This is a genomic window from Amycolatopsis silviterrae (assembly GCF_042684085.1).
Lineage (GTDB): Bacteria > Actinomycetota > Actinomycetes > Mycobacteriales > Pseudonocardiaceae > Amycolatopsis > Amycolatopsis silviterrae.
In genome coordinates this window covers 482,835-505,448 of the sequence record NZ_JBHUKS010000008.1, presented here as the reverse complement: position 1 = coordinate 505,448, position 22,614 = coordinate 482,835, and the positions used below count along the sequence as shown (strand labels likewise).

Sequence of the window (22,614 nt, the reverse complement as noted above, 5' to 3'; positions counted from 1 at the left end):
CGCCGCCGGGACAGGTCAGTTTTCGGCGTGCAGCAACGCGTCGAGGCGACGCGCGTCCGCGGTCTCGGCCACTGGGAAGGTCATCGTGTCCTCTTCGGGCAACGTGACCGTGCCGCTCAGCAGACCCGAACCGTCCGGTGCGTGCGCCGGGTCGTCCCCGCGCTCGACGATCCGGTTGTAATCGTCCACAAAGATCACTCGCGGCCGGTAAGCGCGCGCCTCCGCGTCGTCCATCTGGCCGTAGGCGATCAGGATCACCAGGTCGCCAGGGTGCACCAGGTGCGCGGCGGCTCCGTTGATGCCGAGCACGCCGCTGCCGCGCTCGCCGGTGATGACGTAGGTCTCCAGCCGCGCGCCGTTCGTGACATCCACAATGGACACCTGCTCGCCCTCGAGCAGATCGGCGGCCTCCATGAGGTCCTCATCGACCGTGACCGAGCCGACGTAGTGCAGGTCGGCCTGGGTCACCGTGGCCCGGTGGATCTTCGACTTCAGCATCGTTCGATACATTGTGGACTCTCCCTATTCCCCTGCGTCCGGATCCCCGCTCGGATGTTCCACGGCTTTTCCGAGCAGCACTCCCGCGTTGTCGATCAGCCGGGTACTCCCCACCCGGGCGGCGACCAGCAACCGCGCCTCTCCATCGACGGGGGCCGGCCCTAGATCGGTTCCCCGCAATTCCAGGTAATCCACTTCCACCTGGGGACGGGCCGCGAGCGTCTGCCGCGCCATCTCCAGCACGGCCGCCGCTCCGTCCCGTCCGACGTGCGCCCCGGCCGACAACGCGGCCGACAGCACCACAGCGTCTTCCCGCTGCTCCGGCGTCAGGTAGACGTTGCGCGAGGACAGCGCGAGGCCGTCCCGCTCCCGGACGGTCGGCAGCCCGATGATCCGGGTGTCGATGTTCAGGTCCGCCACCATCCGTTTGATCAGCACCAGCTGCTGGTAGTCCTTCTCCCCGAAGAACGCGTAGTCCGGGCGGACCACGTTGAGCAGCTTCGCGACGATCGTGAGCATCCCGGAGAAATGCCCTGGCCGGACCGCGCCCTCGAGTTCGTCGCCGAGCGGTCCGGGGTTCAGGGTGACCGCCGCGTTCTCGTCGAACATGTCCGAGGCCTTCGGCGTGAAGGCCAGTTCGACGCCAGCTTCGGACAACGCCGCCAAGTCCGCTTCGAGCTGACGCGGGTACGCCTCGAAGTCCTCGCCCTCGCCGAACTGCAACGGGTTCACGAAGATCGACGCGGCGACAACCGTGTTCGGCAGCCGCTTCGCGCGGCGCAGCAACTCGCGGTGCCCGTCGTGCAGCGCGCCCATGGTGGGCACGAGCGCGACTTTCCGGCCGACGCTGCGCAGCGCCTGGCTCACCTTGCTGATGTGCTCCGGCGGCTGGAACGTGTTGAGCGTTCCGCGCTGGAATTTCGGTGTCGTCACGGGGTCTGTCCTTCGGCGGGGTCGGCAAGCAGGTCGGTCAGTTCGCCCGCGGCCGCGGGATCGAGCAGGCCGGCGGCACGGGACCGTTCGGCCGTGCGCCGGGCCAGCGCCCGGTAGGCCGGGGCGATCTGCGGCGCGCGGTCCGTGAGCACGTCGAGGTGCTTGCGGACGGTGCCGAGATCACCACGCGGGACCGGTCCGGTGAGGGCGCGGTCCCCGTGGCGCAAGACATTGTCCAATGCCGCCGAAAGCAGCGGTGCGACGAGTCGTTCCGGATGCCCGATTCCGGCGTCGCGCAGGGTTTCGGTGCAGTCGGCGACCAGCGTCATCAGGTGATTCGCGCCATGCGCCAGCGCCGCGTGATACAGCGCCCGCGCGGATTCGGGCACCCGCACCGGCTCGGCGCCCATCTCGACCGCGAGCGCCTCGCCGACGTTCCACGCCGCGTCGTCGTCCGGTGCCGCGGTGACGCCGATGCTCGCCGCGACAAGGCGTTCCAGGTCTTCCTCGCGCCCGGTGAAGGTGAGCACCGGATGCAGCGCGAGCGGCAGCGCGCCGGCTTCCGCGACCGGGGCCAGCACGTCGATGCCGTGCGCACCCGAGGTGTGCACCACAATCTGGCCGGCCCGCACGGAATTCGTAGCGACCAGACCACGGACGGTGCCGGCCAGCGCGTCGTCCGGCAACGCGAGCAGCACCAGATCAGCTCTCCGCACGACCTCGTCGGGCGGCAGCAACGGGACATCCGGCAGCAGCCGTTCCGCGCGGTTCAGCGAAGCGGCGGACAGCCCGGACGCGGCGACGACCGTGTGGCCTGCCCTGGCCAAAGCCGCGCCGAGGACACTGCCCACGCGGCCGGCGGAAACGACGCCCACGGCAAGGCGGGCCGGTCGGTTCATGGCGTGCGCCTGTGGACGCTCATGGCTCGAAACTCCTCATGTTCGTTCCAGTCCCGCTCTTTCGTCGCGGGTACCAGACGACGGCGCGAGAGTAGCCCCGACCCGGGCGGATCGCGGCACCTGGGTGACCAGCTTCACCCGGGGCGTCCACTCGCGCCCGTACCCTATTGGCGTTCGCCCGGTTCCCGCCGCCGCCCACCTAAATCCCCCGGTGGAACGCCACTTTTGGCACGGTCGAGCTACCCCGGACGGGGAATGTTCACCGACTGTCGCGATTGTTCGCCAATCGCACCGCATCGGCGCGGGCGTCCCGCAGTGCCTGCAACAACTCTTCCTGCCGCTGCCGGTCCTGTTCCGTGCGCAGCCGAGTGCGGCGAAGGAATGCGAGTTCCGTCACGCTTGCCTGATACCGGCCCACCGCCCTGGCCGCCGCCCGCCCGGACTGCTTGCGCGCTTGCTTACGCCACTCCCGCCGCCCAGAGAGACTGGCAAGCAAGTCGACCTCCGACGGCGCGATCCACCGCGCAGCCGCCATCTTCGGCAACGCGGCGGCGACGATCCGCTGTTCTCTGCGCCGCTGCAACACGATCACGTAGATCGCGGCGATCAGCAGCGGCAAAATCACCAGGAAATACAGCGTGAGGAAGGACTTTCCGCCGTTGAGCGTGGCCGCGGCGTTCCACAGCGCGTGCAATAGGACGCCGACGAGATACCCGACCAGCGGCGCGACAATCCGTACCCACCGCTGCGCATAGCGTGCGGCGATGCCAAACCCGATGCCGGTCATGGCGGTGAACAGCGGATGCGTGAACGGCGAAAGCACCCCACGCACGAGGAAAGCGGCCAGCACCCCGGAGCTGGTGCCGTTGCCAAAGCCGTGGTCAGCGAACGCGCGGCCGAAGTAATAGATGTTCTCGGTGAAGGCAAACCCGGCAGCCGCGAAGCCCGCGTAGACGACGCCGTCGACAATCCCGTCGAATTCCTCGTTGCGCCGCCAGAAGATCAACAGGACGAAGACGCCCTTCGCAGCCTCCTCGACCAGCGGCGCGGAGACGAGAGCACTGACCTTGCTCCCATTGCCACCGCCAAGAAGCAGGTCCCCGAACGCTTCGGCCCCGGTATTGATCAGCAGCGCGGTAACGGTGGCAATGCAAGCGCCCCAAGCAAAAGCGATCAAGAGCAGCTTCGCCGGCTCAGGCTCCCACCGATCAACCCACAGCAGCCCCGCGACCACCACCCCGACCGGCACCAACGCAGCGACAACCCCGATCGCGACAGCCAGCCACCCAACGCGCGCCGTGGCGAGCCCGAAAAGGAAAAGCCCGCACAACGCCACGACGATCAGCCCGAGCACCGGAAGGAGCACGGTGATATGCCGCGAGCGAGATGGCGTGGACGCAGAACCCGGCGGCGTGGCGGGAATGGTGCCGTTCACGAGCGGTCACCCTACGCAGGGGCTGCTCAGGATGCCGGTTGGGCGTATGGGGTTCAGCCCTATGCGGGATACCACTGTGACCGACGTCCCCCACCAAGGTCCGTGAGGGCCACCTTCCCAGCCCCTGATTCCCCCAGGGTTCCCCTCACAGCCCCTCGGCGACCCCGCCCGTCCGTGAGGGGCCCCTTCACAGACCCAGATTCCCTCAAGGAGTCCTTCACAGACCACCCCCGCCGCCCGAAGCGCCCCAATGTGGCATTCGGTGCATCCCACGCACCCAATGTGGCATTCGTTGCATCTAACGCACCCAATGCCACATTGGGGCGCAAGCCCCACCCCATCGACAACCGCCACCAACGCACCCAAACCAGCCAGGCACCCACACCACCCCCGCACCCCGATACGAAGCCCCAATGCGGACGGCGGGTGCTTGTCAAGGCATCTTTCCCGCCTTGACAAGCACCCGCCGTCCGTCATCACAATCAAGCTTCGGGGTGCCCCCACCACACCCCGGACGCAATGTCGCCGCCAGGCGACGAGCCCTCAATCCTCAGCCCGACGCCGCCTACGCGGACTCCCCTCAGTTTTCCCATTAGCCGCAAGCAATTCCGTCACCGACCGCCCAGCCGCATGACTCCCCGCCGCACCAGCCCCACGCTCCGCGGACCGCCGCCCATGCGCCGACTCCTCCTCAACCCCGTCATCCCCCGAGGCCTCCCAAGCAGGCGGCTCCCCATCCGGCCGCCGCCGACGCCCACCAGCCGACGGCACCGGAGCAGGCTCATCATCAGGCCTCCGCCGACGCCCACCAGTCCCGCTCCCAGCCGTCCGAACAGCCTCCGGCAACGCCGACTTATCCGCCCCCGGCGCACCATGCCGCCCAGTAGGCGTATCCGCAGCCAACGGCGACAAATCAGACCGAGAGAACTGCTCCAACCGAGACGGCGCACGAACAGGCTCAGCCGGAGCTTCCGGCTTCTTCACCGCAGGCTCCGCATGCCGAGCCGGCTCCGCAGGCCGGGAAACCGCAGTCTGCTCAACCGCCTCCGCCCGCTCCTCAACCCGCTTCGGCGCAGGCCGAGCAGCCAACCGAGGCACCGCCCGCTCCTCTTTCACCGCCGGCACCGACGGCTCCGGCTTACTCACCGGCGGAACCGTCCGAGTCGGCTGCGCATCCGCGACCGGCCGACGAGCCGGCTCCGGCGCATCATTCTGCGGCCGACGAGCCGGCTTACCCGGCCCACGCTCCGCATCCTCCGGACGCCCAGCGGGCCCCCGAGTTTCCGGCGCAGCAGCCCGATTCTCCCGCGACCGCGGCAACGGCTCAGTCACGTTACGCGGCGCACGCTCAACGCTGTCTTGCTCATACGGCTCCGGAATGACATGCGACCCAGACTCACCAGCCGAACGACGCTCAGCCTCCGGCGCACGCGTCACATGCGGTTCCGGCGCGCCATTACGCGGCTCACGCCCGGCGAACGCGTCCGCCACACTGGCCCGCCCCTCGTGCGGACCCGCGTCCGGACCGCGGCCGCCCCGCGGCACGAACGCGTCCGCGAGGCTGGCGCGAGGATCACGAGCGGCACCGTTCGGCTCGACCTCGTCCTCGAACGGCTCCGGCTCGGCGGGCGGTTCCGGACGCTTCGGCTTGAGCCGCGGCATCTGCTGGGTGCGCAGCTGCGTCGACCGGTCACCGTTCGGACCGGAACCGTTCAGCCCAGCACTGATCGACCCGTTCGTACCGGAAGTCCCGTTGGCGCCATTGGACTTCGCCGCGCCATTAGTACCGTTCACCGGCACCCGGCGGCGCTCCGCGGGCGGCGCGTCAACGACCCGGTCCATGAATTCGGTCGGCCGCTCCGGAACCTCGACCACCGGTTTCTTCGGGGCCAGCAGCTGAGCCGGCTTCTTGCCGTTGCCGTTCTTCGTTTCGGAACCGGCGGAAACGAGCCGCTGCTCGTCGTTCAGCGCCCGCATCCGGGTGGCCTGCGCGGTGAGTGCGACGCGTTCGAGCAGCACCTCGCCGCCGAACAGCGATTGCAGACTTTCGCGCAGCGCAGCCACTTCGGCACGCAGCGCATCCAATTCCTCGCGTGACTGTGCCTGCGCGGCCTCTCGCGTTTCCGTCTCGAGCTCGAGTTCGTACTCCCGCCGGGCCGCGATCTCGCGTTCCAGCTCCAGTTCGTACACCGCCTGCGCCTCGGCGGCCGCGTCCTCGCTGTGCGCCGCGTTCTTGCGGGCGCGAACAGCGAGGAAGGCACCGATCAGAGCCGCCCAGAGGGCCGCGACGATCCCGAGCCGGAGGTACCGGAGGTCGTCGCTGAGCACCAAAACCACGGTGGCGCCGACAGCGAGGAGCAATCCGGCGACAAGCCACGGCCTGCCAGGGCGGCGGCCGTGCGAGTCGTCACCCACGCCAGTCATGCCTGACACCGTACCTTCCAGTGATCCGAATGAGACCTAGTCGGTACTTCGAGCGGCGCCATCGAAGCGTTAACCGGTCGTTGTCCGACGGTCCTCCGGTGGCGTCCGGCAGCAGTGCTCGAGCCACAAACCGGCAGCTACGAGCAACGCCGACGACACCGCCCCGACGACCGCCGACTTGCTGTCCGAGACCGCGGCGACTAGTTCGTCACGTCGCGGGAAAACATAGATGAACGCCGCCACCCAGCCACCGCAGAGGACCGCCCCGGCCAGCGAAGACGCCTTCGCCAGCGCGACCGCCCGCGCGATCCCGACCGCGTCGCCGTGCACCCGGCCCGACTTGATCCGGGACCGGATCGACAGCGCCAATCCCGCCTCGGCGATCGCGAGGACCGCGAAGGTCACCCCGGCGAGCGTCGGCAGCCGCGGCAGATCGCCGTAAGCGGCCTGGAACAGCACGTAGACCACGGCGAGGCCGAGGACCGCGGCCACGACCAGGTCCCGGGACCGCGTGAAGTGCATGACTCCACCGTACCGAGCCCGTTCTGGCACGCTTGACTCTCCAGCGACTGGAGACTCCACGATGCCTGACATGCCTGCCACCACGGTCTTCACGATCGGCGAACTGTCCCGGCGGACGGGGCTGCCGGTGAAGACCATCCGGTTCTACTCCGACGAGGGCCTGCTCCCGCCCACGCAGCGGACCGGTGCCGGCTACCGGCTGTACGACGCGCACGCGCTCGCCCGGCTGGAGCTGGTCCGGACCTTACGCGAGCTGGGCATCGGCCTGCCCGACGTTTCCCGCGCTCTGGCGCGCGAGACGACGGTGCGCGACCTGGCGACCAGCCACGTCGACGCCCTCGACGAGCAGATCCGGCGGTTGCGGCTGCGCCGCGCGGTATTGCGCGCGGTGCTGAAACGGGATTCCGAGCTGGAGGAAGTGAAACTGATGAATCGCATCGCCCAAATGCCGGACGAGGAACGCCGCCGTTTGGTGGATGAGTTCTGGGCCGAAATGATGGAAGGGCTCGATGTCGATCCCGAGTTCTACGCGCGAATGCAGTCGGCGAAACCGGATCTTCCGGATGATCCGACGCCGGAACAGCTGGAGGCCTGGATCGAGTTCGCCGAACTCGTGCGGGACCCCGGCTTCCGGCAGTCCATCCGCACGATGAGCGAGCGGCATTCGGCCACGCGGGAAGCCGGCGAGTACGAGCGGCCGTCGAAGGCTCAGCAGGAAAACTGGGAGGCCTGGATGACCGACGCCCGGTCCGCGCTCGACGCGGGCCACGCGCCGGGCTCCCCGGCCGGACGGGCGCTGGCGGACGCGATCGCGACCGCCTCGGCGCTGCCCGGCCAGGACCCGGCCGACCCGGCGGTCCGTTACAAGATGGCCGACGGAATCGCCGTCGGCGCGGATCCGCGCGCCGAGCGGTACTGGCAGCTGCTGGCGACCATCAACGGCTGGCCCGCCATCCCGAGCAGGCAGGACGAGGTGCAGTTCCTGCTGGCGGCACTGCGGGCCTCGTGAGTGCCCAAGCCGGTTAGAACCGGCCTAAGCACTCACGACAAGGTGAGGCCGGGCCGCAGGACGACGCCCGCCCGGTCGGCTTCCGGCAGCCGGGCGAGCAGGTCGGCGGCCCGGCCGTGCCCGGGGACCTCGGCGTCCGGGTCGATCTCGAGCCACGGGATCAGCACGCTCGCCCGGTCCGGGGTCCCGGGATGCGGCAGGAGCAGCTCCGGATCGTCGGACGTCACGCCCTGCACTGTCACTATGTCGACATCCAGCGTCCGCGGGCCCCAGCGCAGTTCGCGCACCCGGCCCGCCGCCTGTTCGGCCGCCTGCCCGGCGCGCAGCCACGCCCAGTGGTCGCGCGCCGGGTCGTCGACGATGCACAGCGCGTTGAGGAAATCCGGCTGGTCCTCGACGCCCCAGGCTTTCGTCTCGTACACCCCGGACACCGCGACGAGCGCCGGGCGCACCGCGTCGACCGCGCTGCGCAGGTAGCCGAGCCGGTCGCCGAGGTTGGAGCCAAGCGACAGGACCGCGCGGCTCACCGCTCCCGCCGGATGGTGACGGCGACGTCGTCGAACGTCAGCGGAATCGGCGCGGCCGGCTTGTGCACGGTGACCTCGACGGCGGTCAGCCGGTCGTCGCGCATGACCTCGTCGGCGATCTTCCCGGCGACGCTCTCGATCAGGTCGTACGGCTCCCCGGCAACGATCCCCGCCGCCAGCTCGGCCAACTCGCCGTAGTGCAGCGTTTTGGTCAGGTCGTCCGACGCCGCGGCGGGCCCGAGATCGAGCCACGCGACGATGTCGATGCCGAATTCCTGTCCGTCGCGCTTCTCGTGGTCGAAGACGCCATGTCGGCCGAACACGCGCAGTCCGGTGAGCGTGATGCGGTCAGCCATCGGCCCGTCCTTGCTGCCAGGCCGCGGCCACCGCCACGGCGTCCAGTGAAGCCCCCACCTCGTGCACCCGCACGCCCCACGCACCGGCCGCCGCGGCCAGCGCCGAGATCGACGCGGTGGCGATCTCCCGGCCGTCCGGCGGCCTCGGCACACCGTCCTTTCCGGACAGCAGCCGGCCGAGGAACCGTTTGCGCGACGCACCAACCAAAACCGGGAAACCCAGGTCCACAAAGGAATTCAGCCCGTGCAGCAACGCCCAGTCGTGCTCGGCGTGCTTCGCGAACCCGAGACCGGGGTCGAGCACGATCTCGCTCTCCGCAACCCCGGCCGCGATCGCCTCGTCGACCCGCTCCAGCAGTTCGCCGCGCACCTCGGCGACGACATCGCCATACGTCGCCAGCGCGTTCATGTCCTTGCTGTGCCCGCGCCAGTGCATCAACACCCACGGCGCCTTGGTTTCCGCCGCGACCCGCCCCATCGCCGGATCGGCGAGCCCGCCGGACACGTCATTGATCACCTGCGCACCGGCCGCCACCGCCGCCTCAGCCACCGCGGCCCGCGTGGTGTCGACCGACAGCACAAAACCCTCGGACGCCAGCTGCCGGATCACCGGCAACACGCGCGCGGCCTCGGTCTCCGCGTCGACCCGCGACGCACCCGGCCGCGTCGACTCGCCGCCGACGTCGATCAAGTCCGCACCGCGCGCCCACATCTGGCGCGCGTGGTCCAGTGCCTGGTCGAGATCGAGGTACCGGCCGCCGTCGGAGAACGAATCCGGGGTCACGTTCAGCACGCCCATCACGGCGCAGCGCCCCGGCCGGGGGATCACCGGCGCCCCCGGATCAGCTCGATCGCCTCGGACCGCGACGTCGCCGACGACCGCAGCAGCCCGCGCACCGCCGACGTGGTGGTGCGCGACCCCGGCTTGCGGATCCCGCGCACCGACATGCACAAATGCTCGGCCTCGACGACCACGATCACGCCGCGCGGCTCCAGCCTCCGCACGAGCGCGTCGGCGATCTGGGAGGTGAGCCGCTCCTGCACCTGCGGGCGGCGCGCGTAGAGATCGACCAGCCGGGCCAGCTTCGACAGCCCGGTGACCTTGCCGTCGCCGTTCGGGATGTAGCCGACGTGGGCTACGCCATGGAACGGGAGGAGGTGGTGCTCACAGTTGGAGTACATCGGGATGTCCGTGACGAGCACGAGTTCCTCGTGCGATTCGTCGAACGTCCGCGCCAGCACCTCGTCCGGATCGGTGTAGAGGCCGGCGAACATCTCCCGGTAAGCGCGAGCGACCCGGGCCGGGGTGTCCTGGAGACCGTCCCGATCCGGGTCTTCGCCGCAGGCGAGCAGCAGCTCGCGAACGGCGCGCTCCGCCCGGTCCTGATCGAAGACCGGGCGGATGCCGTCTTTACCGCTTGTCTGTTCCGTCGTCGACGTCACGCCGATGCTGCCCCTCGTCCGGCTGCTGGCCGTTCGCGCCGTCGGCGAACCAGCCCTGCTCACGCGGACGGTCTTCGGCGGGGCGCCACGGCTGCTGGCCGCCCGGGGACGTCGCCGGGGTCCAGCCCGGAGGCGCCCCGTAGTTCGGCGGTCCGCTCTGCGCACCGCCAGGGCCACCGGGCTGGTAGCCGCCGCCTGCCGGACCGCCCGGCTGCTGCTGACCACCATACGGCTGGCCCCAGCGGCCGGTGCCGTTCGGCCCGCCGGCCGGACGGCCGCCGTTGGGCGGCGGGGCGTACGGGTTGGCGTTCGGGTCCGGAGCCTGGTACGGCGGGCCGCCAGGCAGCTCGCCCGCGCCAGGCGCGGTGCCGACCGGAGTCGGAGCCGGCTGCAGTACCGGCTTCTCCTTCTCCGGGGACGGCGGCGGCCACGGCTCGCCGCGCTCCATCGCCAGCTCGCCAGGAGTCTTGATCGGCGGCTTGTCCGACGGCGTGCGCTCGCCGAACTCGTTGAAGACGGTGATGTGCGGGCGCTTCTCGACGGTCGCGAAGATCCGCTCGAGGTCCTTGCGCTGCAGCGTTTCCTTCTCCAGCAGCTCCATGACCAGGTTGTCGAGCACGTCGCGGTAGGTGTTCAGCACGTGCCACGCCTCGGTGTGCGCGGTCTCGATGAGCTTGCGCACCTCCTCGTCGATCTCGTGCGCCACCTCGAGCGAGTAGTCGGCCTGGCGGCCGGCGGACCGGCCGAGGAACGGGTCGCCCTGCTCCTGGCCGTACTTCACCGCGCCCAGCCGCGCGCTCATGCCGTACTCGGTGACCATCGCGCGGGCGATCTTCGTGGCCTGCTCGATGTCGGACGAGGCACCGGTGGTGGGCTCGTGGAACACGAGTTCCTCGGCCGTGCGGCCGCCCATCGCGAACACCAGCCGCCCGATCATCTCCGACCGGGTCATCAGCTGCTTGTCGTCCTCCGGCACCAGCAGCGCGTGCCCGCCGGTGCGGCCGCGCGGCAGGATCGTCAGCTTGTACACCGGTTCGATGTCCGGCATCGCCCACGCGGCGAGCGCGTGCCCGCCCTCGTGGTAGGCGGTGATCTTCTTCTCCTTCTCGGAGATGATCCGGCTCTTGCGCGCGGGACCGCCGACCACCCGGTCGACCGATTCCTCGAGCGCGACGTCGGTGATCACATGCCCGTTCTCGCGGGCGGTGAGCAGCGCGGCCTCGTTCAGCACGTTGGCCAGGTCCGCGCCGGACATGCCGACGGTGCGCTTGGCCAGCCCGGTCAGGTCGGTGCCCTGCGCGATCGGCTTGCCCTTGGCGTGCACCTCGAGGATCGCCTTGCGGCCGAGCAGGTCCGGCGCGGACACCGGGATCTGCCGGTCGAACCGGCCGGGGCGCAGCAGCGCCGGGTCGAGGATGTCCGGCCGGTTGGTGGCCGCGATCAGGATGATGCCGCCGCGGGCGTCGAAGCCGTCCATCTCGACCAGCAGCTGGTTCAGCGTCTGCTCGCGCTCGTCGTGGCCGCCGCCGAGGCCGGCGCCGCGCTGGCGGCCGACCGCGTCGATCTCGTCCACGAAGATGATGCAGGGCGCGTTCTGCTTCGCCTGCTCGAACAGGTCACGCACGCGCGACGCACCCACACCGACGAACATCTCGACGAAGTCCGAACCGGAGATCGTGTAGAACGGCACCCCGGCCTCACCCGCGACCGCACGCGCGAGCAGCGTCTTACCGGTGCCGGGCGGCCCGTAGAGCAGAACGCCCTTGGGGATCTTCGCGCCGAGCGCCTGGTAACGCGCCGGGTTCTGCAGGAAGTCCTTGATCTCGTACAGCTCTTCGACCGCTTCGTCCGCGCCCGCGACGTCGCCGAAGGTCGTCTTCGGCATGTCCTTGTTGAGCTGCTTCGCCTTCGACTTGCCGAAGTTCAGGACGCGGTTCCCGCCGCCCTGTGCGTTGTTCATCATCCACATCAGCAGGCCGAGCACCAGCGCCAGCGGGATCGCGAAGATCAGGATCTGGGTCAGCAGGCTCTGCTGGGTGACCTTGGTGGTGAACTTGACCGGCTGGCCGCCGTTCTGCGCGGAGATCAGCTTGTCGTAGATCTCGTGCGTGGCGTTCGCGGGGAACTGCGCGATGATCTGGTCGGTCTGCTGGCCGTCGACGTCGATCTTCTGCGTGAGCTGCAGTTTGAGCTGCTGCTCCTTGTCTTCGAGGCTGGCTTCCTTGATGTGGTTCTGGGCGACCTGGTTCATGGCCGTCGAGATAGGAGCCTGGGTGTAGCCACGATCGCTGTCGAAGATCGTGTTGTAGGCGAACAACGCCAGCAACCCCGCGACGATCCACAGCAGTGGGTTCCTGAGCACGCTCTTCCGGTTCATACGACTCGGCCCTTGCGGCCTCGACCCTCCCTGGTTGGGCGGCTCCTGTGATACCCGCCATCGCGATCTTGACAACCCGTGGGCGCCGCAGGGCACCCGTCCCACCAGGGTACCGTCCGGGCGGGCGGAGAAGCCTGGCGAGCCTCTCGCAGGTCAACGGCCAATCCCGCGCGAGGGTTCCCGGTCCGGGACGACACGTCACCCGACTATCGGGTGTCGACCGCCACAGAGGCCACCATTTCACCCAGCCTGCTCCGCAGCGTCGCCGGGTCCGCCGGGGCGACGGTGACCCATTCGCGGCCGTCCGAACCCGCCCGCGACAGGCTCAAATACCGTCCGGTGGCGGTGTCGAACCAGCCGAGCACGCGCGACCGCTGCCGCGTTCCGAGCGAGGACCGGCTGTTCGCTGCGAGCTGACCGCCGCGCAGCCGCGGCTGCCCCGCGATGAGCCCGTAGGTCTCGCGCGGATCGACCGTGGCGCGCTCGCTGAGCGACTGCCGCTTCGCCCGCCGCCCGCTCTTCTCCTCGGCCTGCCCGCCACCAGCGGCGACCGGGACCCGGATCGGCTGCGTGTGCAGCGCCTCGTCCAGCGGAAGGGTGACCGACGCCTCACTGCCGCGCGGACCACCCGGCAGCAGTTCGACGATCGTGGACACCAGCGCGTCCGGCTGGGTCTCCCGCAGCCAGATGCCGTCGGCGTCCTGGATCGCGACCACGCCGGTGCGCTCGTCGCCCGCGGCGAGCAGCGCGACCGGATGCGCTTCGAACTGCGGGATGTGCAGCGCGTCGATGGAGTGCGGGGCGCGCGCGAGCAGCGTCAGCCAGTCCTCGACGTCGGGCTCGACCCGGCCGTGCGAATCGCGTACGCCGCGCGCCTTCAGCTCGGTGTCGACGCGATGGCGCAGCGAGACGCGCTCGTCCTCGGTCGCGCCGTGCGAGCGCACGCGCAGCGGGTAAGGCAGCTCGCCCAGCTCCATCGACTCCCACAGGAAGTCGAATGCCAGCGGCGAGAAGAACTCCTGGTGCATCCGGTACTGCTCACCCTCCGGTCAACGATTTCCGGCCCAGCGTAGCGCCGGATCGGCAGTCTTCAAGCGCCCCAATGCCACTTTGGGTGCATCCTGCACGCCCAATGTGGCGTTGGTTGCGTCAGATGCACCCAATGCCACATTGGGGCGGTTCGGGCGAGCGGGAGGCCGGGCGGGGCAGCACGGGCGGTGCGGGTCAGAACGCGCCCGCGTTGGCCTGGTCGGCCACTCCGGCGAGCATTTCGCCAAGCCGGTGGCGCAGCGTCGCCGGGTCGGCGGGAGCGATGGTGATCCAGTCGCGTCCGTCGTGGCCCTGGCTTGCCTGCGTGAAATACCGGCCGGTCTCGGTGTCGAACCAGCTCAGCACCGTCGACCGGCTGCGTCCGCCGAGCCGGTTGCGGGCGTTCGCGCCGATCTGGCCGCCGCGCAGGCGCTGCTGTGCGTGCAGCCGGGCGAGTGCCTTGCGGTCCTCGTCGACGCTGGCGCGGCCGGAGGCGTCGACCTGGTTTCCGCGCCGCTGCATGAAGTCGACTCCGGACGCGCCGACCAGCTGCTCCAGCGGCACGGTGATCGACTTTTCGGTGCCCCGCTGAGCACCCGGAAGAAGCGAAATGATCGCCGTGGCAAGGCCGTCCGGGGCGCACGGGTGCAGGTGCAGCCCGCGCTGGTCCTGCACGGCGAACAGGCCGTCGCCGTGTGCGCTGCCCGCGACCGCGAGCAGCGGTTCGCCGTTCGGGTCGAGCAGCTGGACGGTGTCCAGGCTGACATCCGGAGAGGCGAGGATGCCGAAGTAGTCCTCGACGTGCGGGGCGGGCCTGCCCCGGTCGTCGGCGAGTCCCCGGTCGGCCAGCGCGCCGAGCGTGCGCGTGCGCAGCGCCGAGCGTTCGTCCAGCGTCGCGCCGTGCGAACGGATCCGCAGCGGATACGGCAGCTCGCCCATCCCGGCCGACTCCCACAGGAAATCCACCTCGATCGGCGCGAGCAGCTCCGCGTTCGGCATCGACCAACCCCCTACCCCGAGTGTTTCCGAACGCTCGCGGGCGCGTGACCAGATCCGGTCACGCGCCCGCGAGCACTGCGTCAGTTGTCGTCGTCCGACCACGCGCCGATGACCGGCGGCGGGGTGGCCTGGTTGGCCCCGAACGCGTCGTCCGGGTCCGGCTCGATGAGGAACGAAGCGTGCGTGTGCTCCTCGTCCTCTTCGCCCGCGCCGTGCGCGCCCGCACCGGCCATGCCGCCGCCCATCGGGCTCATACCGCCCTGGCCCTGGCCGATCGTGCCGCTCGCCGGGACGACGCCCTGCTGTTGCTGCGGCACCGCCGACGCGGCGCTCTGCCCGTTCTGGTGCTCGGACGCGGCGGAGGTCTTGCCTTCCTCCTCCTTGCGCGAACCGCTGCGGTTGCCCTCGCCGAGCTTGCCGCCGGCGAACCCGGCTCCCGCGCCGATGGCGCCGAGGCCGAGCGCGGCGCCAACGCCGCTGCCGCCCGTGCTCGCGGGTGCGGCCACCGGGGCCGCGGCACCAACACCGGAAGCGGCGCCGACGCCTGCCCCGGCGGCGAGCCCGCCGCCCTCAAGACCGGAGGCACCGTACTGGCCCGAGTCGGCCGAAACGTGTGCCGGAGCGCCGTGCCCGGCGACCCCCGCACCGCCTGCCACGCCGTGCGCGCCGACCGTGCCGAAGCCGGCCGGGCCGCCGAGCGCGCCGGCGTCGGTGTGGCCGATGTTGTTGACGTTGTTGAACGAGTTGCCGTTGAAGTGCGTCGCGGTCGGCTTCATGCCGAGCGAGTCCGGGCCGAAGCTCGGGGTGGAGCCGTCGACCTCGGTCATCGCCTGGGTGTAGGCGTTGAAGAACGCGACCTGCTGCGCCTTGACGTCGTTCGCGGCGTCCGCCTGCGCCTTCTGGTCCGCGGCCAGCGCGGCCGGGCCGCCCGCGAGCGCGGCCGTCATGGCCTGCTTCGGGTCGTAGTCGCGCGGGGCGGGCATCTTCTTGACCTCGGCGGCCGCGGCGGCCTGCCGGGCCAGCTTGTCGGCCATCGTGTGCGCGGCGTCAGACGCCTGCGTGCCCGAGTTGGCGATCGCCACGAGCGCGCCCTGCGCACCCGCCGCACCATGGCCGACCCAGGCGTGGCCCAGTTCGGTGATCGCGTTGTACAGGTCGTCGGACGCCTGCTTCAGCTCGGTGCCGTGCTTGGTCCAGTGCTGCCCGGCGGCCTCGGCGGTGCCGGGGTCGTTGTCGGTGGTCGCGCCGACGTAGAGCTGGTGGCTTTCCTGCGACTGCCAGTTCGGCGGGTTGCCGATGGCGCGGTCGCCGCCGATCTCGAAGCCGCCGGAGCCGCTGCGCGCGGACGCGACGATGTCGTTGGTCGCCGAGTTCGGGCCCATCGCGACGGCGGAACCGGGCGCGGGAACCGAGGACGAGGTGCCGTAGCCGGAGGTGTTGTAGCCCGAGCCGTCCGGGACGGAGCCGCCCGTGGCCGGGGTGCTGGTGTTCGGTGCCATGACTGCGTGATCCCCCTAGGACGTCAGGCCTTGTTGCGGAACGGGTCGCCTGCGGAGTGGTCGATCTCGTGGTAGCGGGCCATCGCCGCGACGATGCCTTCCTCCGCGGCCTGGTACTGGCTGAGCAGGTTCTGCAGGGCGGACGAGTAGGAGTCGCCGCCGCCGTCGGCGCGCTGCACGAACTTGGTCGACATCGCCTTGCCGACCGGGTTCGCGCCGAGCTTCGGCGGCTGCGCGAGCGTGCCCGCGCCGTTCAGGAGAGCCTCGATCGCGTCCCGTCCGGTCCGGATCTTCTTCAGCACGGTCTGCGCGGCGTCCGGGTCGATCCCGACCTGGCCGTTGACGGCGGCGTTCTTGAACGCCGCGGCATCCGCCGAGCTGTTGTTGCCCATCTGCCCTCTCTCCGTTCCCCCGCGCGAGGACCAGCCCGTCGGCTGGTGTCACTCGTCCGCATGGCAATAGGTCTTCGCATAGGTTAACGCACCTGGTCGAGCCCTATGACGCGATTTCGCGCTTCCGGGTTCCGCACCCGAAAGGATTACCGCGAACCGGACTATCCGGACGTGTAGACGTGCGGATCCAGCGTGCCGATGTAGGGCAGGTCGCGGTAGCGCTCGCCGTAGTCGAGGCCGTAGCCGACCACGAACTCGTTGGGGATGTCGAAGCCGATGTATTTGACCGGCACCTCGACCTTCACGGCTTCCGGCTTGCGCAGCAGCGAGACGACCTCGAGCGAGGCCGGGTTCCGGCTCGCCAGGTTCTTCAGCAGCCAGGACAGGGTGAGCCCGGAGTCGACGATGTCCTCGACGATCAGCACGTCGCGCCCGGCGATGTCGCGGTCGAGGTCCTTCAAGATCCGCACCACCCCCGACGACGAGGTCGAAGACCCGTACGACGACACGGCCATGAACTCCAGCTGCGTCGGCACCGGAAGCGCCCGCGCGAAGTCGGTCATGAACATGACGGCGCCCTTGAGGACGCCGACCAGGAGAAGGTCGCCCTGGCCGTTTTCCGGGTGGTCGGCGGCGATCTTCGCCGCCAGCTCCGCGATCTTGTCCTTGATCTGCTGCTCGGTGATGAGCACGGAGGCGATCTCGCCCTCGTACACGGGTCATTCCCCTCGGGTGGTGGGTTCGGGTCCGGCAAGCGAGAGCCTGCCACGCCGCCGTCGAGCCTCCAAGTTGCCCGGCAGCCAGACCCCGCCTTGACCGCGCCAGCGGGCCACGAGCGCGTCGACCGAACGCAGGTGCGCGTCGGTCAGCTCGCGGACCCCGGAGTCCAGCAGCCACCTGCGGAGAACCCGTCTGCGCAGCGCAGCGGGCTCGGCTGCGAGCACGGCTACGTCGAGGTCGTCTTCGCGGACCGCGCGCTCGTGCACGCGCGCGGCGAGTGTGTCCAACGCCTCGGTGTCTTCGCGCAGCTGTGCGGCCGTACGGGCTAAAGCTGGAGCGACTCCACCCGACAGCACGTCCTCCAACAGCGGCAGTGCTTCCGTACGCAGACGTACGCGAGTGAAGCGCGGATCAGCGTTGTGCGGGTCTTGCCACGGCTCTAGGCCGAGTTCTGCGCAGGCCTCGACAGTCTGCGCGCGGGTGATGCCGAGCAGTGGACGGCCCCACGGCGGATCGTGCGGACGCATGCCCGCCAGGGACCGCGGTCCGGAGCCTCGGCCGAGACCGAGCAGCACCGTCTCAGCTTGATCGTCTTGGGTGTGGCCAAGCAGTACGAGCCCTTCGCCGGATGGCAACGCTTCGCGCAGCGCGTGGTACCTCGCAGCGCGCGCGGCTGCTTCAGGACCGCCTTTGCCCACGACGTGCACAGCGTGCACTTCAACGACGTCAATGCCGAGGCCCTTCACGACTGTCGCGGCTTCGGCGGCAACAACGGCTGAATCGGCCTGAAGGCCATGGTCGACGACGAGCCCTCGCGTACGGACGTCTCGGTGCCGAAGGACGTACGCCGTCGCTTCAGCGAGCGCTAGGGAGTCCGCGCCGCCCGACACCGCGACGCACACTTCGCCGGGCACGGCGACCGTCCCGAGGAAGTCGCGGACCGCTGTCCGGACCGCCGCGAGCGCGCTCACCCGTGCAGGCGCCGCACCCAGGCCGCGGGGTCGGCGATCTCGGCGCGAGTCGGCAACGTGTTCGGCGAGCGCCAGACCGCGTTGAACCCGTCCATCCCTACCGCGTCGACCACGTGCCGCGTGAACTTCGCGCCTTCCTCGTACTGGCGGATCTTCGCGTCGAGGCCGAGCACCGCGCGCAGCAGCCGGTCGAACAGCCCGCCGCCCTGGCGACGCGCGGTGAACCGCTCCCGGATCTGCTCGACGCTGGGCACGACCTGCGGGCCGACCGCGTCCATCACGTAGTCGGCGTGCCCCTCCAGCAGCGTGGACAACGCCAGCAGCCGGTCGAAAACCGAGCGCTCCTTCGGCGACTGCAGCAGTTCCGCGATGCCGCCGCCCTTGCCGCGATTGCGCAGCGCGTCGGGCAGCCTGCCGATCAGCTCGGCCAGCCCGTCCGCGGAACTGTCCGCGAGCCCGGACACGAGCCGTTCGACCTCGTCGGCGAAGTAGTCGCGCAGCCACGGGACCGCGGTGAACTGCAGCCGGTGCGTGCATTCGTGCAGGCAGACCCACAGCCGGAAATCGCGCCCGGGGACCTTCATCGCGCGCTCGGCGGCCACCACGTTCGGCGCGACGAGCAGCAGCTCGCCCTTGTTCTCGGGGCCGCCGAACGGGTCGTACTGGCCGAGTACTCGGGACGCCAGGAACGCCAGCAGCACTCCGGTCTGCACGCCGGCGCCGGACGCCAGGATCGGGCCGAGCGGACCGCCCTGGGCCGCGGGCAGCGCGCGGCCGGTGAGCACGCCGAGGCCGGACGCCGCGGACCGGACCCAGCCGGGCCGGTCCACCACGGTGCCGGGCAGCAGCGGCAGGTCGCGGCCGAGGCCGGTCAGCTCGCGGACGTGCCCCTCCGCCTCGGCGGTCAGCTCCCGCAGGTCGACCACCGCGCGATCGGCCTCGCCGCGGGCGACCTGCGGGCCGCCGCGCACGAGCAGCGCGCCGGTGGCGGCCGCCCGGTCCCAGTCGACCATGGGCCGCCGTCGGGTCTCGGTTTCCTGGCTCACCTCTCCGACGCTACCTGCCGGTCCGGAATTGTGGGCAGTTCAGCGGAGCGGGTTCAGCGGGACGGCTCAGTCCCGGGCTACTTGCAGCCGCAGCCCCGCAACGCCGTCGCCAGCACGTCGAGCGCCGCCTGCCCGGAGTTCTTGTCCGAGCCGTTGGACATGAACGCGAAGGCGAGCACGCGGTTGTCGCTGTCGAGCACGTACCCGGCGAGGGTGTTGACGCCGGTGAGCGTGCCGGTCTTGGCCCGCACCCAGCCCTTGCCGCCCTGGGTTTCGCCCGAGTGGTACCGGCCGTGCAGGGTGCCGTCCGGGCTGCCCGCGACCGGCAGGCCGGCCAGCAGCGGACGCAGCTTCGGCGTGTTCGGGTCCTTGCCGTCCGGACCAGCCGCCGCGGCGAGCACCTGTGCGAGCAGCCTGGCCGGCACCTTGTTCTGATTGGACAGTCCACTCGTGTCGAACAGCTGCAGGCCGTTGACGTCGAAACCGTGGTCCGCCAACACCTTCTTCACTGCGGCGGACGCACCGGCGAACGACGCTTCCCCGCCGGTGGCCATGGCGACCTGGCGGCCGAGCGCGTCGGCGAGCACGTTGTCGGAGATCTGCAGCAGCGCGTACGCGAGGTCCGGCAGCGGCGCCGACTGCACTTCGCCGAGCACCTTCGCCCCCTCGGGAGCCTTGCCGGGTCCGCCAGGGGTCCCGCCGAGCTTGTCGGCGACGAGCTGGGTCAGCGTGGTTCCCGGGTTGGCCGAGCGCATGGTCTCGTCGACCTTCGGGTTGCCGCGTCCGCCGTCGGTCATGGCCGGGACGATCGGAGCGCCGAACAGCGACGGCGCGTCACCCGGTTCCCAGCCCGGCGCGGTGTTCGGACCGCTGTAGGCGCTGGCGTCGAGCTGAACCTTCGTGACGTTGCCGCCGGCCTTCTTGACCTGGTTGACGAGGTCGTCGACGTGCGCCGCGCCCGGGTACAGCGGCGAATCGGTGCCCACCGGCAGCGCGGTGAGCGACGGGTCGCCGCCGCCGACGATGACGACCGTGCCCGGCTGCGCGCCCTGGACGATCTTGGTGGAGATCCGCTTCGTCGGCTCCATCGCGAGCAGCGCCGCGGCGACGGTGAGGATCTTCGTGGTCGACGCCGGGGTCAGCGGCGTGTTCGACGCGTGGTCCCACAGCACGGTGCCGCTCGCCGGGTCGATCACACTGCCGCTGAGCTGCGAGAGCGCCGCCGCACCGGCGGGCCCGGAGAGCTTCGCGGCGACACCGTTCGCGGACGGTCCCTGACCGGAGGTGTCCGGGCCGTGCAGCGCGAGGCTGGCGTCCGCGGGGTCAGGCTCGCTGCCCTTCGGCGCGTTCGGCGCCCACGGCAACCCGAGCCGGTTGGACACGGCGGGCACCGCGGACGCGCCACCCGCGGCGGCCAGCAGAAGCAGTACGACGAGCGCCAGGACCAGCGCCTTCCGCCTCGGCTTCTTCCCCTCCGGACGAGGTGAGTCGGCCTGCGGCGGGATCGGCGGTTCCGGTGGGGACTGCTCCGCGTCGGCGCGCGGCTGGATCTGCTCGGGTCCTGGCCGCTCCGCGAAGCCTTCGGCGGGACGCGGGATTCCGATCGTCGCCTCAGACGGCCCCTGCGCCGCGTCGGGCACGGGGAAGCCTTCCGCCGGACGCGGGATCCCGACGGTCGCTTCCGCCGGGAACTGGCCGCCGGCCGGTTCGATCCGCATCGGCCGCACGTGCCCCGCGCCCGCGGGCGGGACGGTGCCGGGCGGCGGTTCGGGCAGGCCGGGGCGGGCCGGGATCTCGATCTGCTGCGACCACGGCTCGGCACCGGAGCGGTGCTCCTGGGACTCGTTCCCGGGACCGGACTGCGCCTGGTTGGCCCCCGGCCAGTTTTCCTGCTGCTCGTCCCCACGACGACCAGGCTGGGGCGGATTGAGGCGAGCGGCGGCGGACCCCGGTTCGCCCTGGCCGGGCTGGGGTGAGCTGGCACCGGGCCAGTTCTGCTCCGGCTCCTCCCCGGCACGGGCGTCCGCGGGACCGCGCTGTCCCTGGTCAGAGCCAGTGTCATCCCGGAAGGCGGCCCAGCCCTCCTTCGGCGGCTCCCCCGGCTCGTCCCGCGCGACGACCGGGCGGAACGCCGCCCAGCCATGGTTGTTTTCGGCGGTGCCGGGATTCTCGTCCCGGAACGCGGCGAACTGCTGCGCCGGTTTCCCCGCGGCCCCGGCCTGCTGACCGGACTGGAACGGGTTCCACCCCTGCTCGTCGCCCGAAGCCGCCGCCCCGCCGGGCTCGAACAGCGAGTTCCCCGGCTTCCGCGCGGCCTGCCACGCGGGCGAAGACTCCTGCTGAACAGGCTGAACGTTCGGCTGCGCCCGCACCGTCCGCTCCGCGGTGCCCTCCGCCTCCACCGTCGAGGACCGCACCGTCTCCTCAGCGTCCGGACGGGAGTTGTCCTCCGGCCTCGGCACTCCGGCCACGAACTGCGTCGGCCCTTCCACCGGGACCCACGGCGCGCGCGGTTTCGGCTGCTCAGGCCGCGCGGGAACCCCCGACGCACCGCTCATCCGGTCCGCGAGGTTCGACCGCGGCGGCTCCGGGGCCGCGGGGGCCGCGGGGGTGTCCGAGGGCGCGTTCAGCCCGGGGACCTCCTCCGGTTCGACGTTCGGCCGGAACCACGATCCAGGCCCGTCGCCGGGTGTGACGTTCGGCACGGAAAGCTGCGCGGTGGCTCCCGCGTCGCGCTTGGGCAGGGGAAGGCGGGAGGTCGCCCGGTCCGCCTGGGACGAGGTGTCCTCGTCGCCCGTGGGCCACCTCGGCTGGTCGTTTTCCGGCACCCACCACTCCTTCTCACCCGCCCCCGGAGGGGCCAAGGTCACATGCCGTCTGGCCGACATCGGCGCGACCGGCCGACGGGGCGTAGTCCACACTAGTGACGTCAACGAGGTCATTAGGTTGCCGCCCACGAGCGCGTGGGACACCGAGATTCGAGAAGCAGCGAGGACGGCCGTGGAATTCGACGTCACGATCGAAATCCCCAAGGGGGAGCGCAACAAGTACGAGGTCGACCACAAGACCGGTCGGATCAAGCTCGACCGGACCCTGTTCACCGCGACCCAGTACCCGGCCGACTACGGCTTCATCGACGACACGCTCGGCCAGGACGGCGACCCGCTCGACGTGCTCGTGCTCGTGCAGGAGCCGACGTTCCCCGGCTGCCTGATCCGCTGCCGCGCGATCGGCATGTTCCGGATGACCGACGAGAAGGGCCCGGACGACAAGGTCCTCGCCGTCCCGACGAACGACCCGCGCCTTGAGCACCTGCGCGACATCCACCACCTGAACGAGTTCCACAAGCTCGAGATCCAGCACTTCTTCGAGGTCTACAAGGACCTCGAGCCGGGCAAGAGCGTCGAGGGTTCGTCCTGGGTGAGCCGCGCCGAGGCCGAGGCCGAGATCGCCCGCTCGTACGAGCGTGAGACGGACCGCCTCGCCAAGGAAGAGATCAACGGCGAAGCGCACCACTGAGCCAGCCGGAAAGGGG

20 protein-coding genes and 1 pseudogene are annotated in these 22,614 nt (G+C 70.6%); 2 read left to right on the top strand and 19 right to left on the bottom strand.

All coding sequences use genetic code 11. The annotated features are described in order from the left end of the window. Positions 1–15: 15 nt before the first annotated feature. From panD to ACFSVL_RS14370, 6 genes and pseudogenes are all read right to left on the bottom strand, one after another. Positions 16–510 (bottom strand): aspartate 1-decarboxylase, encoded by a 495-nt coding sequence (gene panD, locus ACFSVL_RS14395; RefSeq protein ID WP_043827144.1) that lies wholly within the window; start codon positions 508–510, stop codon positions 16–18. A 12-nt stretch (positions 511–522) separates the two neighbouring features. Beyond that, the gene (panC, locus tag ACFSVL_RS14390; protein WP_378304225.1) at positions 523–1,431 is read right to left on the bottom strand and encodes a pantoate--beta-alanine ligase; all 909 of its coding nucleotides are present in this window, start codon (positions 1,429–1,431) and stop codon (positions 523–525) included. Then, positions 1,428–2,342 (bottom strand): annotated as a pseudogene (locus ACFSVL_RS14385) (Rossmann-like and DUF2520 domain-containing protein); the annotation flags it as partial. The gene panC and the pseudogene ACFSVL_RS14385, both read right to left, overlap by 4 nt. A gap of 247 nt (positions 2,343–2,589) precedes the next feature. Next, the gene (locus tag ACFSVL_RS14380) at positions 2,590–3,696 is read right to left on the bottom strand and encodes a PrsW family intramembrane metalloprotease (RefSeq protein ID WP_378304285.1); all 1,107 of its coding nucleotides are present in this window, start codon (positions 3,694–3,696) and stop codon (positions 2,590–2,592) included. Between the two features lie 612 nt (positions 3,697–4,308). After that, entirely contained in the window at positions 4,309–6,189 is a 1,881-nt protein-coding gene (locus tag ACFSVL_RS14375) for a DUF6779 domain-containing protein (protein ID WP_378304223.1), read from the bottom strand. Positions 6,190–6,258: 69 nt separating this feature from the next. Beyond that, a complete protein-coding gene (locus ACFSVL_RS14370) occupies positions 6,259–6,711 on the bottom strand; it encodes a DUF3180 domain-containing protein (RefSeq protein WP_378304221.1) in 453 nt (150 codons plus the stop codon). 70 nt (positions 6,712–6,781) lie between these two features. On the opposite strand from ACFSVL_RS14370, the gene ACFSVL_RS14365 reads away from it, so the two are divergent. Continuing rightward, a complete protein-coding gene (locus tag ACFSVL_RS14365; protein ID WP_378304219.1) occupies positions 6,782–7,720 on the top strand; it encodes a helix-turn-helix domain-containing protein in 939 nt (312 codons plus the stop codon). 32 nt (positions 7,721–7,752) lie between these two features. Here the strand turns inward: ACFSVL_RS14365 and folK are convergent, their stop codons facing one another. From folK to dacB, 13 genes are all read right to left on the bottom strand, one after another. After that, entirely contained in the window at positions 7,753–8,247 is a 495-nt protein-coding gene (folK, locus tag ACFSVL_RS14360) for a 2-amino-4-hydroxy-6-hydroxymethyldihydropteridine diphosphokinase (protein ID WP_134661997.1), read from the bottom strand. After that, complete coding sequence (gene folB, locus ACFSVL_RS14355; RefSeq protein WP_116206794.1) at positions 8,244–8,603, bottom strand: dihydroneopterin aldolase; 360 nt, start codon at positions 8,601–8,603, stop codon at positions 8,244–8,246. The genes folK and folB overlap by 4 nt, the downstream gene beginning before the upstream one ends. Beyond that, on the bottom strand, positions 8,596–9,402 hold the full coding sequence (folP, locus tag ACFSVL_RS14350) for a dihydropteroate synthase (RefSeq protein WP_378304283.1): 807 nt from the start codon (positions 9,400–9,402) through the stop codon (positions 8,596–8,598). The genes folB and folP overlap by 8 nt, the downstream gene beginning before the upstream one ends. Positions 9,403–9,428: 26 nt before the next feature. Further along, a complete protein-coding gene (folE, locus tag ACFSVL_RS14345; protein WP_378304217.1) occupies positions 9,429–10,046 on the bottom strand; it encodes a GTP cyclohydrolase I FolE in 618 nt (205 codons plus the stop codon). After that, entirely contained in the window at positions 10,015–12,423 is a 2,409-nt protein-coding gene (ftsH, locus tag ACFSVL_RS14340) for an ATP-dependent zinc metalloprotease FtsH (RefSeq protein ID WP_378304215.1), read from the bottom strand. The genes folE and ftsH overlap by 32 nt, the downstream gene beginning before the upstream one ends. A gap of 206 nt (positions 12,424–12,629) precedes the next feature. Next, positions 12,630–13,451 carry an ESX secretion-associated protein EspG gene (locus tag ACFSVL_RS14335; RefSeq protein ID WP_378304213.1) on the bottom strand — a complete coding sequence of 274 codons (822 nt, stop codon included), beginning with the start codon at positions 13,449–13,451 and terminating at the stop codon, positions 12,630–12,632. 196 nt (positions 13,452–13,647) lie between these two features. Continuing rightward, the gene (locus tag ACFSVL_RS14330) at positions 13,648–14,451 is read right to left on the bottom strand and encodes an ESX secretion-associated protein EspG (protein WP_378304211.1); all 804 of its coding nucleotides are present in this window, start codon (positions 14,449–14,451) and stop codon (positions 13,648–13,650) included. A gap of 80 nt (positions 14,452–14,531) precedes the next feature. Beyond that, on the bottom strand, positions 14,532–15,950 hold the full coding sequence (locus ACFSVL_RS14325; RefSeq protein ID WP_378304209.1) for a hypothetical protein: 1,419 nt from the start codon (positions 15,948–15,950) through the stop codon (positions 14,532–14,534). Positions 15,951–15,973: 23 nt separating this feature from the next. Further along, positions 15,974–16,342, bottom strand: coding sequence for a hypothetical protein (locus tag ACFSVL_RS14320; RefSeq protein ID WP_378304208.1), 369 nt, complete (start codon positions 16,340–16,342; stop codon positions 15,974–15,976). A gap of 161 nt (positions 16,343–16,503) precedes the next feature. Further along, positions 16,504–17,058, bottom strand: a complete 555-nt coding sequence (gene hpt, locus ACFSVL_RS14315; RefSeq protein ID WP_378304206.1) for a hypoxanthine phosphoribosyltransferase — start codon at positions 17,056–17,058, stop codon at positions 16,504–16,506. A 3-nt stretch (positions 17,059–17,061) separates the two neighbouring features. Continuing rightward, entirely contained in the window at positions 17,062–18,033 is a 972-nt protein-coding gene (gene tilS, locus ACFSVL_RS14310) for a tRNA lysidine(34) synthetase TilS (RefSeq protein WP_378304204.1), read from the bottom strand. After that, positions 18,030–19,046 carry a zinc-dependent metalloprotease gene (locus tag ACFSVL_RS14305; protein WP_378304281.1) on the bottom strand — a complete coding sequence of 339 codons (1,017 nt, stop codon included), beginning with the start codon at positions 19,044–19,046 and terminating at the stop codon, positions 18,030–18,032. Before ACFSVL_RS14305 ends, tilS begins: the two co-directional genes overlap by 4 nt. 110 nt (positions 19,047–19,156) lie before the next feature. Then, complete coding sequence (gene dacB / locus ACFSVL_RS14300; protein WP_378304202.1) at positions 19,157–21,907, bottom strand: D-alanyl-D-alanine carboxypeptidase/D-alanyl-D-alanine endopeptidase; 2,751 nt, start codon at positions 21,905–21,907, stop codon at positions 19,157–19,159. 172 nt (positions 21,908–22,079) lie between these two features. Here dacB and ACFSVL_RS14295 point away from each other — a divergent pair, with 172 nt between their 5' ends. Further along, positions 22,080–22,598, top strand: coding sequence for an inorganic diphosphatase (locus ACFSVL_RS14295; protein WP_020664239.1), 519 nt, complete (start codon positions 22,080–22,082; stop codon positions 22,596–22,598). The last annotated feature ends 16 nt before the right edge of the window (positions 22,599–22,614 follow it).

Excerpts from the sequence above, each read along its gene's own strand:
- ACFSVL_RS14325 (WP_378304209.1), bottom strand. The coding sequence starts at position 15,950 with ATGGCACCGAACACCAGCACCCCGGCCACGGGCGGCTCCGTCCCGGAC.
- ACFSVL_RS14375 (WP_378304223.1), bottom strand. The coding sequence starts at position 6,189 with ATGACTGGCGTGGGTGACGACTCGCACGGCCGCCGCCCTGGCAGGCCG.
- panD (WP_043827144.1), bottom strand. The coding sequence starts at position 510 with ATGTATCGAACGATGCTGAAGTCGAAGATCCACCGGGCCACGGTGACC.
- ACFSVL_RS14330 (WP_378304211.1), bottom strand. The coding sequence starts at position 14,451 with ATGCCGAACGCGGAGCTGCTCGCGCCGATCGAGGTGGATTTCCTGTGG.
- ACFSVL_RS14370 (WP_378304221.1), bottom strand. The coding sequence starts at position 6,711 with ATGCACTTCACGCGGTCCCGGGACCTGGTCGTGGCCGCGGTCCTCGGC.
- ftsH (WP_378304215.1), bottom strand. The coding sequence starts at position 12,423 with ATGAACCGGAAGAGCGTGCTCAGGAACCCACTGCTGTGGATCGTCGCG.
- ACFSVL_RS14365 (WP_378304219.1), top strand. The coding sequence starts at position 6,782 with ATGCCTGCCACCACGGTCTTCACGATCGGCGAACTGTCCCGGCGGACG.
- ACFSVL_RS14320 (WP_378304208.1), bottom strand. The coding sequence starts at position 16,342 with ATGGGCAACAACAGCTCGGCGGATGCCGCGGCGTTCAAGAACGCCGCC.
- ACFSVL_RS14335 (WP_378304213.1), bottom strand. The coding sequence starts at position 13,451 with ATGCACCAGGAGTTCTTCTCGCCGCTGGCATTCGACTTCCTGTGGGAG.
- folP (WP_378304283.1), bottom strand. The coding sequence starts at position 9,402 with ATGGGCGTGCTGAACGTGACCCCGGATTCGTTCTCCGACGGCGGCCGG.
- folB (WP_116206794.1), bottom strand. The coding sequence starts at position 8,603 with ATGGCTGACCGCATCACGCTCACCGGACTGCGCGTGTTCGGCCGACAT.
- ACFSVL_RS14305 (WP_378304281.1), bottom strand. The coding sequence starts at position 19,046 with ATGGTCGACTGGGACCGGGCGGCCGCCACCGGCGCGCTGCTCGTGCGC.